This is a genomic window from Trinickia symbiotica, from assembly GCF_003028655.1.
GTDB classification, from domain to species: Bacteria; Pseudomonadota; Gammaproteobacteria; order Burkholderiales; family Burkholderiaceae; genus Trinickia; species Trinickia symbiotica_A.
The window spans coordinates 134,244-149,303 of the sequence record NZ_PYUC01000004.1 but is presented as its reverse complement, the minus strand read 5'-3'; the positions used below and the strand labels follow the sequence as shown (position 1 = coordinate 149,303).

15 protein-coding genes are annotated in these 15,060 nt (G+C 65.9%); 11 read left to right on the top strand and 4 right to left on the bottom strand.

Translation table 11 applies throughout. From position 1 onward, the window contains the following. Window positions 1-33 precede the first annotated feature (33 nt). From C9I57_RS09145 to C9I57_RS09135, 3 genes are all read left to right on the top strand, one after another. Window positions 34-513, top strand: coding sequence for an NUDIX hydrolase (locus C9I57_RS09145; RefSeq protein ID WP_107150312.1), 480 nt, complete (start codon window positions 34-36; stop codon window positions 511-513). A 101-nt stretch (window positions 514-614) separates the two neighbouring features. Next, the gene (gene mnmA / locus C9I57_RS09140; RefSeq protein ID WP_107150311.1) at window positions 615-1,766 is read left to right on the top strand and encodes a tRNA 2-thiouridine(34) synthase MnmA; all 1,152 of its coding nucleotides are present in this window, start codon (window positions 615-617) and stop codon (window positions 1,764-1,766) included. 59 nt (window positions 1,767-1,825) lie between these two features. Beyond that, window positions 1,826-3,439: an FMN-binding glutamate synthase family protein gene (locus tag C9I57_RS09135; protein ID WP_107150310.1), complete on the top strand. Its 1,614-nt coding sequence runs from the start codon at window positions 1,826-1,828 to the stop codon at window positions 3,437-3,439. Window positions 3,440-3,453: 14 nt separating this feature from the next. Here C9I57_RS09135 and C9I57_RS09130 read toward each other — a convergent pair whose 3' ends face one another. Together C9I57_RS09130 and C9I57_RS09125 are read right to left on the bottom strand one after the other, a co-directional pair. After that, window positions 3,454-4,284: an ABC transporter permease subunit gene (locus C9I57_RS09130; protein ID WP_107150309.1), complete on the bottom strand. Its 831-nt coding sequence runs from the start codon at window positions 4,282-4,284 to the stop codon at window positions 3,454-3,456. Between the two features lie 75 nt (window positions 4,285-4,359). After that, entirely contained in the window at window positions 4,360-4,971 is a 612-nt protein-coding gene (locus C9I57_RS09125; RefSeq protein ID WP_107150601.1) for a glutathione S-transferase family protein, read from the bottom strand. Window positions 4,972-5,206: 235 nt separating this feature from the next. Here C9I57_RS09125 and C9I57_RS09120 point away from each other — a divergent pair, with 235 nt between their 5' ends. The 8 genes from C9I57_RS09120 to ruvB all read left to right on the top strand — a co-directional run bounded on the left by C9I57_RS09120 (window position 5,207) and on the right by ruvB (window position 13,625). Further along, window positions 5,207-6,616 carry an aminopeptidase P N-terminal domain-containing protein gene (locus C9I57_RS09120; protein WP_107150308.1) on the top strand — a complete coding sequence of 470 codons (1,410 nt, stop codon included), beginning with the start codon at window positions 5,207-5,209 and terminating at the stop codon, window positions 6,614-6,616. A 63-nt stretch (window positions 6,617-6,679) separates the two neighbouring features. Next, window positions 6,680-7,933 (top strand): UbiH/UbiF/VisC/COQ6 family ubiquinone biosynthesis hydroxylase, encoded by a 1,254-nt coding sequence (locus C9I57_RS09115; RefSeq protein WP_107150307.1) that lies wholly within the window; start codon window positions 6,680-6,682, stop codon window positions 7,931-7,933. A gap of 156 nt (window positions 7,934-8,089) precedes the next feature. Continuing rightward, a complete protein-coding gene (gene dusB / locus C9I57_RS09110; protein WP_107150600.1) occupies window positions 8,090-9,154 on the top strand; it encodes a tRNA dihydrouridine synthase DusB in 1,065 nt (354 codons plus the stop codon). Beyond that, a complete protein-coding gene (locus C9I57_RS09105; RefSeq protein WP_018439942.1) occupies window positions 9,151-9,384 on the top strand; it encodes a Fis family transcriptional regulator in 234 nt (77 codons plus the stop codon). Before dusB ends, C9I57_RS09105 begins: the two co-directional genes overlap by 4 nt. A gap of 41 nt (window positions 9,385-9,425) precedes the next feature. After that, window positions 9,426-10,991 carry a bifunctional phosphoribosylaminoimidazolecarboxamide formyltransferase/IMP cyclohydrolase gene (gene purH, locus C9I57_RS09100; RefSeq protein WP_107150306.1) on the top strand — a complete coding sequence of 522 codons (1,566 nt, stop codon included), beginning with the start codon at window positions 9,426-9,428 and terminating at the stop codon, window positions 10,989-10,991. A gap of 215 nt (window positions 10,992-11,206) precedes the next feature. Continuing rightward, a complete protein-coding gene (ruvC, locus tag C9I57_RS09095; protein ID WP_107150305.1) occupies window positions 11,207-11,749 on the top strand; it encodes a crossover junction endodeoxyribonuclease RuvC in 543 nt (180 codons plus the stop codon). A 117-nt stretch (window positions 11,750-11,866) separates the two neighbouring features. Further along, on the top strand, window positions 11,867-12,448 hold the full coding sequence (gene ruvA, locus C9I57_RS09090; protein WP_107150304.1) for a Holliday junction branch migration protein RuvA: 582 nt from the start codon (window positions 11,867-11,869) through the stop codon (window positions 12,446-12,448). 103 nt (window positions 12,449-12,551) lie between these two features. Next, window positions 12,552-13,625, top strand: coding sequence for a Holliday junction branch migration DNA helicase RuvB (ruvB, locus tag C9I57_RS09085; RefSeq protein WP_107150599.1), 1,074 nt, complete (start codon window positions 12,552-12,554; stop codon window positions 13,623-13,625). A gap of 195 nt (window positions 13,626-13,820) precedes the next feature. Here the strand turns inward: ruvB and C9I57_RS09080 are convergent, their stop codons facing one another. Together C9I57_RS09080 and dtd are read right to left on the bottom strand one after the other, a co-directional pair. Next, entirely contained in the window at window positions 13,821-14,567 is a 747-nt protein-coding gene (locus C9I57_RS09080; protein ID WP_107150303.1) for a histidine phosphatase family protein, read from the bottom strand. A gap of 23 nt (window positions 14,568-14,590) precedes the next feature. Then, the gene (dtd, locus tag C9I57_RS09075; RefSeq protein ID WP_107150302.1) at window positions 14,591-15,049 is read right to left on the bottom strand and encodes a D-aminoacyl-tRNA deacylase; all 459 of its coding nucleotides are present in this window, start codon (window positions 15,047-15,049) and stop codon (window positions 14,591-14,593) included. Window positions 15,050-15,060 lie beyond the last annotated feature (11 nt).

Below are 15,060 nucleotides of genomic sequence, written 5' to 3'. Positions count from 1 at the left end.
AGGGTTCTTTGGCAGAAGGTAAAATACGCACCCATGAAACAGGAACGCTGGACGCCTCATGTGACCGTGGCGGCCGTCGTGGAACGCGATGGCCGCTTTCTCGTCGTCGAGGAGGAAACGGCCGACGGATTGCGCATCAACCAACCGGCCGGACACCTCGAAGCCGGCGAAACGCTCGTCGAGGCGGTCATGCGCGAGACGCTCGAGGAAACGGCCCATGCGTTCGCGCCCGAGGCCCTCGTCGGCGCCTACATGACCTACATCGAGAAGCCCGGCGGCGGCGCGACGTACCTGCGTTTCACGTTTTGCGGGCCGAGCGCGGCGGAAAGCGAAGCACGAACGCTCGACGAAGGCATCGTTCGCACACTCTGGCTCACGGCCGATGAGCTGCGCGCCTGCCGCTCGAGGCATCGCACGCCGCTCGTGCTGCGCTCGCTCGAGGACTACCTGGCAGGGCGACGTTTCCCGCTCGATTTCGTGCATACGCATTCGGTCGGGCCGACAGGGTACTAGCACGCAGTGACGCCGCGCCGTACCGATCGGCCCGTCCTGACCGGACGCGAGGCCCTCGGCAAGGCCATCCAGGCATCGGGCATCAAGCACCAGGCAGATCAATGAGCAAGCAAAGAGTCGTAGTGGGAATGTCGGGCGGCGTCGATTCGTCGGTGACCGCCTGGCTTCTCAAGGAAGCCGGTTATGAAGTCGTCGGTCTCTTCATGAAGAACTGGGAAGACGACGACGACAGCGAGTACTGCTCGACCCGGCAGGACTGGATCGACGTCGTCTCCGTCGCCGACCTGATCGGCATCGACGTCGAGGCCGTCAACTTCGCGGCCGAGTACAAGGACCGCGTCTTCGCCGAGTTCCTTCGCGAGTACTCGGCCGGCCGCACGCCGAATCCGGACGTGCTCTGCAACGCAGAAATCAAGTTCAAGGCGTTCCTCGACCATGCGATGTCGCTCGGCGCGGAAACGATCGCGACGGGGCACTACGCTCGCGTGCGCGAAGTCGACGGCCGCTTCGAGCTGCTCAAGGCCAAAGACCATACGAAAGATCAATCGTACTTTTTGCACCGGCTCAACCAGGCGCAGCTTTCGAAAACGCTCTTCCCGCTCGGCGAGATTCCGAAGACTCAGGTGCGCGCGCTCGCCGAGCAAATCGGCCTGCCCAACGCGAAGAAGAAGGACTCGACAGGGATCTGCTTCATCGGCGAGCGGCCGTTCCGCGAGTTCCTCAACCGCTATCTGCCGACTCGCCCAGGACCGATGAAGACGCCCGACGGGGCGATCGTCGGCGAGCATATCGGGCTCGCGTTCTACACGTTCGGACAGCGCAAGGGCATCGGCCTCGGCGGCAGCAAGACGGGCAGCGGCGAGCCGTGGTTCGTCGCCAGCAAGGACATGGCCGCGAATACGCTCTACGTCGTGCAAGGCCACGATCATCCCTGGCTGCTCTCGCAAACGCTCGTGGCCGGCAACGTGAGCTGGGTTGCCGGCGAGGCACCTCTGAGCGGCGCTCGGCTCGCGGCCAAGACGCGCTATCGCCAGGCCGATACCGCCTGCACCTTCGGCGGCGACACCTCGGCGCCAAGCGCGGACGCCGCATTCGCGCTCGCGTTCGATGCCCCGCAATGGGCTGTGACGCCCGGTCAATCGGCGGTGCTGTACGACGGCGAGGTTTGCCTTGGGGGCGGCATTATCGAAAAAGCGAGCGCATCCGCCGAGACCACGAAAGATCGACTTACCGCTCAATTGCAAACGACCTGACATCGGACCCGATTAAAATCACGGACTTTCGAGCGGCTGCCGCCGCCCAGGAGCCCCCGATGTTCTCTCGACGCTACTTCGCCGTCTGGTGCGCGCTTGTGCTCGCCGCGGCATGCGCCTTTTTCGCCGCGAAGCATGGGATCTCGTGGTGGTGGTTGCTCGTGCCGCTCGCGCTGATCGCGCTCGGCGTGTTCGATCTAAGGCAGCAACGCCACAGCATTCTGCGCAACTATCCGATAGCGGGCCACCTGCGCTTCTTTTTCGAGTTCATCCGCCCGGAGATCCGCCAATACTTCGTCGAGGACGATACCGAGGAAAAGCCGTTCTCGCGCGCCCAGCGCAGCATCGTCTATCAGCGCGCGAAAAACGAGCCCGATAGCCGGCCTTACGGCACGGAGCTCGACGTACGCGCGGTCGGACACGAATGGATCAGTCACTCGCTGTCGCCGACGAAGATCGATAGCCACGACTTTCGCATCGTCGTCGGTCCGGAACGCGCCCAGCCGTACTCGATGTCGATCTTCAATGTTTCGGCGATGAGCTTCGGCGCATTGTCGGCCAATGCGATCCGCGCGCTCAATCTCGGTGCGAAAAAAGGCGGCTTCGCGCACGATACGGGCGAAGGCTCACTGTCGAAATATCACCGCGAGCATGGCGGCGACATCATCTGGGAAATCGCTTCGGGCTATTTTGGCTGCCGCCGCGACGACGGCGGCTTCGACCCCGACAAGTTCGCGAAGCAGGCAAGCGATCCGCAAGTGAAGATGATCGAGATCAAACTGTCGCAGGGCGCGAAGCCCGGACACGGCGGCGTGCTGCCGGCCGCGAAGGTGACACCCGAGATCGCCGAAGCGCGCGGCGTGCCGATGGGCCGCGACTGTGTCTCACCGGCCGCGCACAGTGAGTTCAAGACGCCGCGCGGACTGCTCGAATTCGTCGAGCGTCTGCGAACTCTGTCGGGCGGCAAGCCGACCGGCTTCAAGCTCTGCATCGGCCACCCGTGGGAGTTCTTCGGCATCGCGAAGGCCATGCTCGAGACCGGGATCGTGCCGGACTTCATCGTCGTCGACGGCGCCGAAGGCGGCACCGGCGCGGCGCCGCTCGAGTTCACCGATCACATCGGCGTGCCGCTGCAAGAAGGGCTCCTGCTCGTGCACAACACGCTCGTCGGCATCGGCTTGCGCGATCGGGTACGCATCGGCGCAAGCGGCAAGATGATCACGGCCTTCGATATCGCACGCACGCTCGCGATCGGCGCCGACTGGGTCAACTCGGCGCGCGGCTTCATGTTCGCCGTCGGCTGCATCCAGGCGCAGACCTGCCATACGGGACGCTGCCCGACCGGAGTCGCAACGCAAGATCCGGTGCGTCAGCGCGCGCTCGTCGTGCCTGACAAGGCGGATCGTGTCTACCACTTCCACCGCAACACGCTCCATGCGCTGCTCGAGCTCGTCCAGGCAGCGGGTATCGAGCATCCGTCGCAATTGCGTGCGCACCACATCGTCCGCCGCGTGTCGTCCCACGAGGTACGGCTGATGTCGGACCTGCTCAAGTATCTCGAGCCGAACGACCTCGCCAACGGCAACTATCGCTATTCGCTCTATGAGAAGTGGTGGCCCATCGCACGCAGCGATTCATTCGCACCCAAGGCGCTCGCACCGGCGCTTTCTTAGGCGTCCTCGCCGCACTATCGGTTCGATCGCCCGCTCGCTGTCGACTGCTCATTGTCGAGCGGACGCGCTCCGTCCTCGATAGGAGCGGCGCGCCGCCGCCACGCGCGCTCGAGCGCACCGGCGAGCAAGTCGACAACGACTCCAATGGCGACGAGGACGACAAGCGCCGCATAGACGCCGCCCGCGTTGAACTGCCGAGCCGCGCGCGCGATGAGAAAGCCGATCCCGGAGCGCGCGACGAAGCATTCGCCGAGTACGGCACCGGCGAGCGCGAGCCCGCACCGCCAGCGCAACGTCTCGAACGCGGGCCGGCTCGCGCGTGCGTCGGCAAATGCCACGAGGAAGACGAGTATCGCGGCGAATGCCGCTCTCGCAGCTATCCCGAAGCCAAGCCCGAGCGCCAGCGCCGCTGCGAGCGCGACGACGGGTGCGGGCCGCAAAAGCCATACGAATAGCGCGAAGACGTCGCCGCGAAGCGTACCGGCCCGAAACAAAAAAGCGCAAGCCGCGCCGAGAATCGATCCCGCCGCAACGCCGAGCGCCGCTTCCGCGAGCGTCACGCCGACATGGACAGCGAGCGGCCCATTCGACGTGCCGCCGTGCCACCAGTCGAAAAGCTGATAGGCGAGAGCCGAAGGGCGCGAGACGAAGAACGGATCGACCCATCCGCGCCGCGAAGCGAGCTCCCACCCGAACGCAAAAAGGACGGCTAGTGCAAGCGTGATTGCGCAGGCGAGCAGACGCTTTGGTCCTATCAAAGACAAAGACCGCCGCCCGGCCCGGGCGACGCCAATCCGGCCCGCGGCGCTCGGGCGCGCAGACGACGCGTCGGTCCTATCGGGCATGCTCGCTCCTTGCGATAGACCTCGGCCTGGCACGATCGGGCGCGCCACGGCACGAGCAGCGCCCGAGCCGCGTGCTCAGGCGGGAATCGTATCGATGAAAGACTGTCGCTGCGAGAGCTTGGCGAAGTGCTTTTCGAGATTCGAATGCTTCTCGCGCCAATTGAGCTCGGGCATGCGGAAATCGAGGTACCCGAGCGCGCAGCCTACCGCCACGTCGGCCAGCGTGAAGTGGTTGTTCGAGCACCACGGCTTGCCGGCGAGCCCCTGCGAGATGGCGTCGAGCCCCTCGTCGACCTTGCGCTGCTGCCGCGCGACCCAGCTCTCGCTGCGCTCGCCCTCGCTGCGCAGCGTCGATTCGAGCCGGATCAGCACGGCCGCTTCGAGCACACCGTCGGCAAGCGCTTCCCAGCAGCGCACTTCGACGCGTTCGCGGCCCGATTGCGGAATCAGCCGGCCGACGGGCGAAAGCGTATCGACGTATTCGCAGATGACGCGCGAATCGAAGACGGCCTCTCCATCCTCCATGACGAGGCATGGCACCTTGCCGATCGGATTGAACGTATGAATGGTCGTATCCGGCGCCCAGACGTTTTCGAGCACCAACTGGTAGTCGATCTTCTTTTCTGCGAGCACGATGCGCGCTTTGCGCACGAAGGGACTCGCGAGCGAACCGATTAGTTTGATCATCTGCTTTCTCTGGAGTGCGACCGAGAGTATACCGTCGCCCACGATCATAACCGCGGACATGCCCGCCATAATATCGGCCCTACGGGCAGCTGCGCGCGTGTCGGTGTCGGCCCAACGCAACAACTTGTCGTTCGCCGGCCAGCTCTGGCCGTTGCCGGCCGGCGACCGGCGCGCCGCTGTTCGTCGATGGTCGCGCGGCGAGAGCGCCATTCGAATAGGGCGGTACAATCGAACGATGAATGAGCCAGCCGAATCTTCCATCGCCATCGCCGTCTATCGGGCGCGCCGCGAACGCGTGTTGGCCGCGTTGCGCGCGGCTGGCGGCGGCGTCGCCGTCGTTCCGACGGCCCCCGAAGTCCCGCGCAATCGCGACACGGACTATCCGTACCGCCACGACAGCTATTTTTACTACCTGACAGGCTTTTCCGAGCCGCAGGCACTCGTCGTGCTCGACGCCGATGCCGATGTCGGGGCCGGCGAACCTGCTTCGATCTTGTTCTGCCGGACCAAGAACGCCGAGCGCGAGACCTGGGAAGGCTTCCACTATGGTCCTGAAGCGGCGCGCGAGGCCTTCGGCTTCGATGCCGCATTCCCGATCGATGAAGTCGATGCCGAACTGCCGCGCCTCATCGCCGATGCGTCGGCGCTGCACTACGCGTTCGGCCGCTCGGCCGAGCTCGACTCGCAGGTGCGACGCTGGCTCGACGCCGTGCGTGCGCAAAGCAGGAGCGGCGTGGCCGCGCCCGCAACGCTCGCCGACATCACGCCCCTTCTCGACGATATGCGGCTCGTCAAGGACGAGCACGAGCTGGCGCTGATGCGACGCGCCGCGCGGATCTCGGCCGAGGCGCATCGGCGCGCGATGGCAACCTGTCGCCCCGGCATGCGCGAGTACGAGCTCGAGGCCGAATTGCTCTACACCTTCCGGCGCCGCGGCGCGCAATCGCCGGCTTACGGCTCCATCGTGGCCGCCGGCGCAAACGCCTGCGTGCTGCACTATCCCGCCGGCAATGCCATCTTGCGCGACGGCGACCTCGTGCTCATCGACGCCGCCTGCGAGCTGGACGGCTACGCATCGGACATCACCCGCACGTTCCCGGCAAGCGGACGGTTCTCGCCCGCGCAACGCGAGCTTTACGACATCGTGCTCGCGGCGCAACAGGCAGCCGTCGACGCGACGCGCGCCGGCGTGAACTTCGAAGCCCCGCACGACGCGGCCGTGCGCGTGCTCGCGCAGGGACTGCTCGATACGGGCATCATTGCGCGCGACAAGTTCTCGTCGGTCGACGATGTGATCGCCGAGCGCGCCTACGCGCGCTTTTACATGCATCGGACGGGGCACTGGATCGGCATGGACGTGCACGACTGCGGCGACTATCGCGAGCGCGACGCCGAGCGGAACGACCAAGGCGCATTGCCCTGGCGAACGCTGCGCCCGTCGATGACGCTCACGATCGAGCCGGGTCTTTACGTGCGCGCCGCGGAGGACATACCCGAGCGCTACTGGAACATCGGCATCCGGATCGAGGACGACGCGATCGTGACGGAGACCGGCTGCGAACTCATCACGCGCGACGTACCGGTGCGCGCCGATGAAATCGAAGCGCTGATGCGCGACGGCGAAACCGCTCGGAACGAGGCGTGACGCCGGATCTTCGGCCGATGGCGGACTCTCTTCGACAGACCCGGATAACGTGAGCACCGAGCGATGAGCGATAACGCGTCCCTCTCTCCCTCGAAGGCCGTGGAAGATTTCGACGTGACGATCGTCGGCGCGGGCCCGGTCGGCCTCGCGCTCGCCGCGTGGCTCGCACGGCGCAGCGCGAGCACGGCGCTCACCGTCGCGCTCGTCGATGCACGGGAGCCCGCCGACGCGGCTGCCGATCCGCGCGCGATCGCCGTTTCCGAAGGCAGCCGCATGCTGCTCGAGCCGCTCTCCGCGTGGCCCGCCACCGCCCATGCGATCGAGCGCATCCACGTTTCCGAGCGCGGCCGCTTCGGCCGCACGCTGATCGAGCGCGACGAGCACGGGCTGCCGGCGCTCGGCTATGTGGCGCGCTACGGCGCGATCGTCGATGCGCTCGGAGAGACGGTGCGCCGCACGCACACGCGCTGGCTCACGTCCGCGAGCGCGTTGACGCCGCACGCCGAGCAGGGCGACGACTGGATCACGCTGCCGATCGAAAGCGGCCGGCCCCACCCGATGTTGCACACGTTGCGCACGCGCGTGCTCGTGAATGCGGAGGGCGGTCTTTATGGCGACGCGCGCGCAATCGGCGGCGCGGGCACGCCCGTCAGCCGCGAAAAAAACCGCAGTGGAGCGACCCGCGATTACGGGCAGACCGCCCTCGTCGGCACGGTGACGGTATCGGCCCCCCAGCCGCACACGGCCTGGGAGCGCTTCACAGCAGAAGGGCCGATCGCGCTCTTGCCCGTGGGCGGCATGCGCCAGGCCGACTACGCGATGGTCTGGTGCATGGCGCCCGAGCAGGCGGAGCGCCGGCTGCCGCTTTCCGACGACGCGCTGCTCGCCGAGCTCGGCGTCGCTTTCGGCGACCGGATGGGCCGCTTCGAGGCGATCAAGGGACGCGCCGCGTTCCCGCTCGGCCTCGCGGCCGCGAAGACACTCGCGCGCGGCCGCACCGTGGCGATCGGCAACGCCGCTCAGACGCTGCACCCGGTCGCGGGGCAAGGACTCAATCTCGGCCTGCGCGACGCGCACGCGCTGGCCGACGCGCTCGCTCGACACGGCGCGTCGCCTCGCGCGCTCGCGGACTTCGCTCGCGCACGCGCGCTCGACAGACGGCTCACGATCGGCGCGACCGACGCGCTCGCGCGACTTTTCACAGTCGATATGGGGCCGCTCTCGGGGTTGCGCGGGCTTGCGCTCGCGGCGCTCGAGCTTGTGCCGCCGGCCAAGACGGCGCTCGCGCGCCAGATGATGTTCGGTCAGCGGCGATAGCGCCCGCGTGCCGCCCGATGCGCTGATTGCCGGTCCGCGCACTCGCGGTTTCTCCCGCGCTGCAACTTGGCCGCGCCCTCGTTAACGGTAAAATGGTCGTTTCCCTCATCGACCGCCGCGCTCGTGTGCGTCCCGAGCGCGCGCGGCCATTTCGTCATGCCAACGCTTGGGTCCCACGTCCTGCGCAACAACCTGTTCGTCGCTCCGATGGCGGGCGTCACGGACCGGCCGTTTCGCCAGCTCTGCAAGCGGCTCGGCGCGGGCTACGCCGTCTCGGAGATGGTCGCCTCGAACGCCCAGTTCTGGAAAAGCGAGAAGACGATGCGGCGCGCCAATCACGCGGGCGAAGTCGAGCCGATCGCCGTGCAGATCGCCGGCGCCGATCCCGCGATGATGGCTGAGGCCGCGCGCTACAACGTCGCGAACGGCGCGCAGATCATCGATATCAACATGGGCTGCCCCGCGAAAAAGGTCTGCAACGTCGCCGCGGGCTCGGCGCTCTTGCAAGACGAGCCGCTCGTCGCGCGCATCGTCGAAGCGGTGGTGAGCGCCGTCGGCGCGGGGCCTGACGCCGTGCCCGTCACGCTGAAGATTCGCACGGGCTGGGACCGGGCGAACAAGAACGCGCTCACGATCGCGCGCATCGCCGAGAACGCCGGCATTTCGATGCTGACGGTACACGGGCGCACGCGGGCCGATCTTTATCACGGCGAGGCCGAGTACGAGACCATCGCGGCCGTGAAGGCTGCCGCGCGCATTCCGGTCGTCGCGAACGGCGACATCGATTCGCCGATGAAGGCCCGCGCGGTGCTCGAAGCGACGGGCGCCGACGCGATCATGATCGGCCGCGCGGCGCAGGGGCGCCCGTGGCTCTTTCGCGAGATCGATCATTTCCTGCGGCACGGGGAGTTGCCGCCGCCGCCTCGCATCGCCGAGATCCGCGAGGTGATGAACGCGCATCTCGAGGATCACTACGCGTTCTACGGTGAATTCACGGGCGTTCGTACTGCGCGCAAGCACATCGGCTGGTACACTCGCGGCCTTCCCGGCGCCAACGCGTTCCGGCACCGGATGAACACGCTCGATACCACACGCGAACAGCTCGCTGCCGTCAACGAATTCTTCGACGCGCAGCAGGCTTTGTCGGACCGTCTCATCTACGTGGAAGATGAGACGCTCGAGCAAACCGAGCCGACTCGTAACGAACCCTTAGCAGCATGAGCAAGCACAACATCGAACAATGCGTCCGCGACAGCCTGGGCATGTACTTCCAGGATCTCGACGGCGCGAATCCGCACGACGTTTATGACATGGTGATGTCGTGCGTCGAAAAACCGATGCTCGAGGTGGTGCTCGAGCAGGCAGGCGGCAACCAGTCGCTCGCCGCCGATTATCTCGGCATCAACCGCAACACGTTGCGCAAGAAGCTGCAACAGCACGGTCTGCTGTAGTCGCGCGCCGCCCTCGATTCTTTTCGGTCTTCGTTCTCATCATGATCAAGCAAGCGCTCATTTCCGTTTCCGACAAATCCGGCATCGTCGAGTTCGCCCAATCGCTCTCGGCGCTCGGCGTCAAGATCCTGTCGACGGGAGGGACGGCCAAGCTCCTCGCCGAGGCGGGGCTGCCCGTTACCGAAGTCGCCGACTACACCGGGTTTCCTGAAATGCTCGACGGCCGTGTGAAGACGCTGCATCCGAAGGTGCACGGCGGCATTCTCGCGCGCCGCGACCTGCCCGAGCATATGGCCGCGCTCGAGACGCACGGCATCCCGACGATCGATCTGCTCGTCGTGAACCTCTATCCGTTCGTCGCGACCGTTTCGAAAGACGAATGCACGCTCGAAGACGCCATCGAGAACATCGATATCGGCGGTCCGACGATGCTGCGCTCCGCGGCCAAGAACCATCGCGACGTCACCGTCATCGTCGATCCGGCGGATTACGCGACCGTGCTCGAAGAAATGCGCGCCAACGACAACAAAGTCAGCTACAAGACCAACTTCCGTCTTGCGACGAAGGTCTTCGCGCATACGGCGCAATACGATGGCGCGATTACGAACTATCTGACGAGCCTGACGGAAGCGCTGCAGCACAACTCGCGCAATACGTATCCGAATACGCTCAATCTCGCGTTCACAAAGGTGCAAGACCTGCGCTACGGCGAAAATCCGCATCAAAGCGCGGCGTTCTACCGCGACCTCGCGGCGCCTGCTGGCGCGCTGGCCGCCTACCGGCAGTTGCAAGGTAAAGAGCTTTCGTACAACAACATTGCCGATGCCGATGCGGCTTGGGAATGCGTGAAGACGTTCGAGGCAACGGCCTGCGTGATCATCAAGCATGCGAACCCGTGCGGCGTGGCGATCGGCGCCGATCCGCTCGAGGCTTACTCGAAGGCGTTCCAGACCGATCCGACTTCGGCGTTCGGCGGCATCATCGCATTTAACCGCGAGCTCGACGAGGCGGCCGCGGCGGCCGTCGCGAAGCAGTTCGTCGAAGTGCTGATCGCACCGTCGTTCAGCGAGGGCGCGAAGGCGGTTTTTGCCGGGAAGCAGAACGTGCGCTTGCTGGAGATTCCTCTCGGCTCCGGTCAGAACCCGTTCGACTTCAAGCGCGTGGGCGGCGGCCTGCTCGTGCAGTCGCCCGATGCGAAGAACGTGACGCCGCGCGAGATTCGCGTCGTGACGAAGCGGCATCCCACGCCGCAGGAGATGGACGATCTGCTCTTCGCCTGGCGTGTTGCGAAGTTCGTCAAATCGAATGCGATCGTGTTCTGCGGCAAGGGGATGACATTGGGCGTCGGTGCGGGGCAGATGAGCCGCGTCGATTCGGCGCGCATTGCGAGCATCAAGGCGGAGAACGCGGGGCTGTCGTTGAAGGGCTCGGCCGTGGCGTCGGATGCATTCTTCCCGTTCCGCGACGGCCTTGATGTCGTCGTCGCGGCGGGCGCGACTTGCGTGATCCATCCGGGCGGCTCGGTGCGCGACGATGAGGTGATCGCCGCCGCCGATGAGCATAAGATCGCGATGATCATGACGGGCGTCCGGCATTTCCGGCATTGAGCATCACGTCGCACGGCGATCCGACCGTCAACCTGCATAGCTTCTATCACGTCGTCGAAGGCGAAACGCTCGTCGATGTTTGGACGATCGAGGCGCGCAGCAGGCTATGAGCGCCGCGCGGCCGCCGGCGTGTGACTCGCATCCCGCGAGCAATCCGCTCGCGGGCGGCCGCCGTTCGTTGTAGTATCGCAGGCACTCCGTCCCCCTTGCTTTGCATGAGAATTCTCGGCATCGATCCAGGCCTGCGCGTAACCGGTTTCGGCGTCATCGAACAGACGGGCCAGCGGCTCGCCTACGTGACGAGCGGTGTCATCCGCACCGCCGACGGCGACCTCCCTTCCCGGCTTGGCACGATCTTCGACGGCATCGCCACGCTGATCCGAGAACACTCGCCCGATCAATCAGCGATCGAGAAAGTCTTCGTCAACGTCAATCCGCAATCGACGTTGCTGCTTGGCCAAGCGCGCGGCGCGGCCATCTGCGGCCTCGTCGCCGGCGGGGTCCCAGTCGCCGAGTACACAGCGCTGCAGTTGAAGCAGGCCGTCGTCGGCTACGGCCGAGCAACGAAGGAACAAATGCAGCAGATGGTCGGGAGGCTCCTCAATTTGCCTGGACTGCCAGGCACTGACGCGGCGGATGCACTCGGTATGGCGATCTGCCACGCGCACGGCGGAAGCGCACTCGGCACGCTGGGTGGCATGGCGCCGGCCCTGGCAAAAAAAGGCTTGCGAGTACGACGGGGTCGGCTGGTCGGCTAGAAGCGTTCTTCTCTGCACAAACGCCTCCATTTCAACGCGGAACCAGCCCGCACCGCAAAATCGACAGGCAGCACCTTGCGCTAAACTCGCGCTTTCCCGTCCTCACTCGCATACGCCATGATCGGTCGCATCGCCGGCACGCTGCTCGAAAAGAATCCCCCTCATTTGCTCGTAGACTGCAACGGCGTCGGCTACGAGGTCGACGTGCCGATGAGCACTTTCTACAACCTCCCATCGACCGGCGAAAGAATCGTCCTGCTGACGCAGTTGATCGTTCGCGAGGACGCGCACCTTCTCTACGGCTTCGGCACGGCGCAGGAGCGCACGACGTTCCGCGAACTGCTGAAGATCAGCGGGATCGGCGCGCGCATGGCGCTCGCGGTGCTCTCGGGCATGAGCGTGGCGGAACTCGCCCACACCGTGACGCTGCAGGATGCGGCGCGCTTGACGCGCGTGCCCGGCATCGGCAAGAAAACGGCCGAGCGGCTCTTGCTCGAACTGAAAGGCAAGCTCGGCGCCGATCTGGGCGCGAGCGCCGCGGCAGTCTCGCCGTCGGACCACGCCACCGATATCCTCAACGCGCTGCTCGCGCTCGGCTACTCCGAGAAGGAAGCGCTCGCGGCCATCAAGAACGTGCCGGCCGGCACGGGCGTGTCCGAAGGCATCAAGCTTTCGCTGAAGGCGTTGTCGAAGGCGTAAGCGCCCTTTCGACGATTGCGCGTCGCAACGATAAGCGACAGCCGAGAGCCGACAGGCCAGCGTTGCCGCTTGAGCATCGAGCGCGCGCGGTACAATGACGCGCATGATCGAAACCGACAAGCTCGCCGCCGAGCGCATCATTTCCGCGACGCCCGCGTCCTCTCACGAGGAAGCGTTCGAGCGCGCGCTTCGTCCGCGCCAGCTCGACGAATACGTCGGCCAGGAAAAGGTGCGCGGCCAGCTCGAAATCTTCATCGAGGCGGCCAAGCGCCGCTCCGAAGCACTCGACCATGTCTTGCTGTTCGGCCCACCGGGCCTCGGCAAGACGACGCTCGCACACATCATCGCGCGCGAAATGGGCGTCAATTTGCGGCAGACGTCGGGCCCCGTGCTCGAGCGCGCCGGCGACCTTGCGGCGCTGCTCACGAACCTCGAGGCGAACGACGTCCTCTTCATCGACGAAATCCATCGGCTCTCGCCCGTCGTCGAAGAGATCCTATATCCGGCGCTCGAGGACTATCAGATCGACATCATGATCGGCGAAGGGCCGGCCGCGCGCAGCGTCAAGCTCGACCTGCAGCCCTTCACGCTCGTCGGCGCAACGACGCGCGCCGGCATGCTGACGAATCCGCTGCGCGACCGCTTCGGTATCGTCGCCCGCCTCGAGTTCTATAACGCCGAGGAACTCTCGCGCATCGTCGTGCGCTCGGCCGCGCTGCTCGGCGCGAACATTCACCGTGACGGCGCCCTCGAAATCGCGCGCCGCTCGCGCGGCACGCCGCGTATCGCGAACCGGCTGCTGCGGCGGGTGCGCGACTTCGCCGAAGTCAAGGCGGACGGCAACATCACGGCAAGCGTGGCCGACGCGGCGCTCGCCATGCTCGATGTCGACCCGGTCGGCTTCGACCTGATGGACCGCAAGCTGCTCGAGGCGATCCTGCACAAATTCGACGGAGGTCCCGTCGGGGTCGACAACCTGGCCGCTGCGATCGGCGAGGAGCGCGATACGATCGAAGACGTGCTCGAACCGTATCTGATCCAGCAAGGCTACCTCCAGCGTACGCCGCGCGGCCGGGTGGCCACGCTCGCCGCCTATCGCCACTTCGGCCTGGCCACGCCCGCGGAATCGAGCCCCGTGCGCAGTCTCTGGGACGCCGGCGAGGCCGATCCCGCGTAGCGTCCAACGTACGTCCTTCCAGTCGGCGCTCGATCAGCGAAACGCAGTCTCGATAAACGAAGCCAACGATGTCAGACCATGCCGGCATCCCGCCTCGTGATCGCTCCGGCATCGGGCATGCGCTCGCCGGTCTGATGCGCAAGCGAGTTGCGCACGCCGCCGCGTTGCGGCGAGCCAGAGCGGCTCAGAAGCTTTTCAGCGAGAGGCGGCGCTTGCGGGGCTAAGCCCGTCGTCCTCGCTTTCGCCGTGGAGATGTTCGACATCGGCCCACCCCACGATCGATGCGCGGCCCGCTTCGTCGAAGTCGACGGTATTGATGCTGGCGTTGAGTAGCGGGTAGTCGCGTGGCGCTTCGAGCGACAACCCGCGCGCATGGCGATAGATGCAGTCGAGCACACCGCCGTGCGTCACGCAGGCAATATGGCCGCCCGGATGAGCGGCGACGATCGAGGCCACCGCATGCAGCACGCGGTGAAAGAACCCGCGCGACGACTCGCCTCCGTCGGGCGCAAACCCGGGATCGCGCGTTTGCCAGATCGCATAGGCATCGGGAAAGCGTGCCGCAATCTCGTTGCTGTCATGTCCCTGGAAGACACCGTACGCGCGCTCGCGCAATCCCGTGCACAACTGCAGCGGAAGCCGGAGCGCGCTCGCCGTCGGCTGCGCCGTTTGCTGCGCGCGCTGCAGGTCGCTCGAATAAATGGCGTCGAGCACCGCGCGCGGCGGCGGCGCGTCGATTTCACCCGCTGAACGAGCTTCGTAGGCTGACTGCGGCGGCTGCGCCGGGTGCCGGCCGTTCACTCGAGATGCAAGCCGCGCGGCCAACCGCTCGGCTTGCGCCAATCCGCTCGCCGCGAGCGGAATGTCGATATGCCCCTGTATCCGCTTGACGCGATTCCAGGTCGTTTCGCCGTGACGAATGAAAAGCACGCGAGTCGTCATTGCGTAGGGACCTCTTTCTTTCGTCAGCCGCGCGTTTGCAGCCAAAAGGTGACGGGACCGTCGTTGACGAGCGAGACCTGCATTTCGGCGCCGAACTCGCCCGTTTCGACGATCGGATGCCGCGCACGCGCCGCCGCGACGAAGTAATCGAAAAGACGCCGGCCTTCGTCGGGCGGTGCAGCCGGCGTGAAGCTCGGCCGCAATCCGCTGTCCGTATCGGCGGCGAGCGTGAACTGCGAAACGAGCAACAGCCCGCCCGCGCGATCCTCGCCGTCGATGTTCGTGACGGGCAAATTCATCTTGCCGGCCGCGTCGCTGAAGACTCGATAGCCGAGCACCTTCGCCACGAGCTTGTCCGCTTGCGCCTCGGTGTCACCGCGCTCAGCGCAAACGAGCGCCAGGAGCCCGGCGCCGATTTGCCCTGTCACGCGCTCGCCCACGCGCACCTCGGCGCGCGCGACGCGCTGAATCAACGCGATCATCGCCGCGCCGC

What these genes read in the sequence shown, in the direction of transcription:
- C9I57_RS09130 (WP_107150309.1), bottom strand. Translation starts at nt 4,284, where the DNA reads ATGCCCGATAGGACCGACGCGTCGTCTGCGCGCCCGAGCGCCGCGGGC.
- ruvC (WP_107150305.1), top strand. Translation starts at nt 11,207, where the DNA reads ATGAGAATTCTCGGCATCGATCCAGGCCTGCGCGTAACCGGTTTCGGC.
- ruvA (WP_107150304.1), top strand. Translation starts at nt 11,867, where the DNA reads ATGATCGGTCGCATCGCCGGCACGCTGCTCGAAAAGAATCCCCCTCAT.
- dusB (WP_107150600.1), top strand. Translation starts at nt 8,090, where the DNA reads ATGCCAACGCTTGGGTCCCACGTCCTGCGCAACAACCTGTTCGTCGCT.
- C9I57_RS09125 (WP_107150601.1), bottom strand. Translation starts at nt 4,971, where the DNA reads ATGATCAAACTAATCGGTTCGCTCGCGAGTCCCTTCGTGCGCAAAGCG.
- ruvB (WP_107150599.1), top strand. Translation starts at nt 12,552, where the DNA reads ATGATCGAAACCGACAAGCTCGCCGCCGAGCGCATCATTTCCGCGACG.
- C9I57_RS09145 (WP_107150312.1), top strand. Translation starts at nt 34, where the DNA reads ATGAAACAGGAACGCTGGACGCCTCATGTGACCGTGGCGGCCGTCGTG.
- purH (WP_107150306.1), top strand. Translation starts at nt 9,426, where the DNA reads ATGATCAAGCAAGCGCTCATTTCCGTTTCCGACAAATCCGGCATCGTC.
- mnmA (WP_107150311.1), top strand. Translation starts at nt 615, where the DNA reads ATGAGCAAGCAAAGAGTCGTAGTGGGAATGTCGGGCGGCGTCGATTCG.
- dtd (WP_107150302.1), bottom strand. Translation starts at nt 15,049, where the DNA reads ATGATCGCGTTGATTCAGCGCGTCGCGCGCGCCGAGGTGCGCGTGGGC.
- C9I57_RS09120 (WP_107150308.1), top strand. Translation starts at nt 5,207, where the DNA reads ATGAATGAGCCAGCCGAATCTTCCATCGCCATCGCCGTCTATCGGGCG.
- C9I57_RS09105 (WP_018439942.1), top strand. Translation starts at nt 9,151, where the DNA reads ATGAGCAAGCACAACATCGAACAATGCGTCCGCGACAGCCTGGGCATG.
- C9I57_RS09135 (WP_107150310.1), top strand. Translation starts at nt 1,826, where the DNA reads ATGTTCTCTCGACGCTACTTCGCCGTCTGGTGCGCGCTTGTGCTCGCC.
- C9I57_RS09080 (WP_107150303.1), bottom strand. Translation starts at nt 14,567, where the DNA reads ATGACGACTCGCGTGCTTTTCATTCGTCACGGCGAAACGACCTGGAAT.
- C9I57_RS09115 (WP_107150307.1), top strand. Translation starts at nt 6,680, where the DNA reads ATGAGCGATAACGCGTCCCTCTCTCCCTCGAAGGCCGTGGAAGATTTC.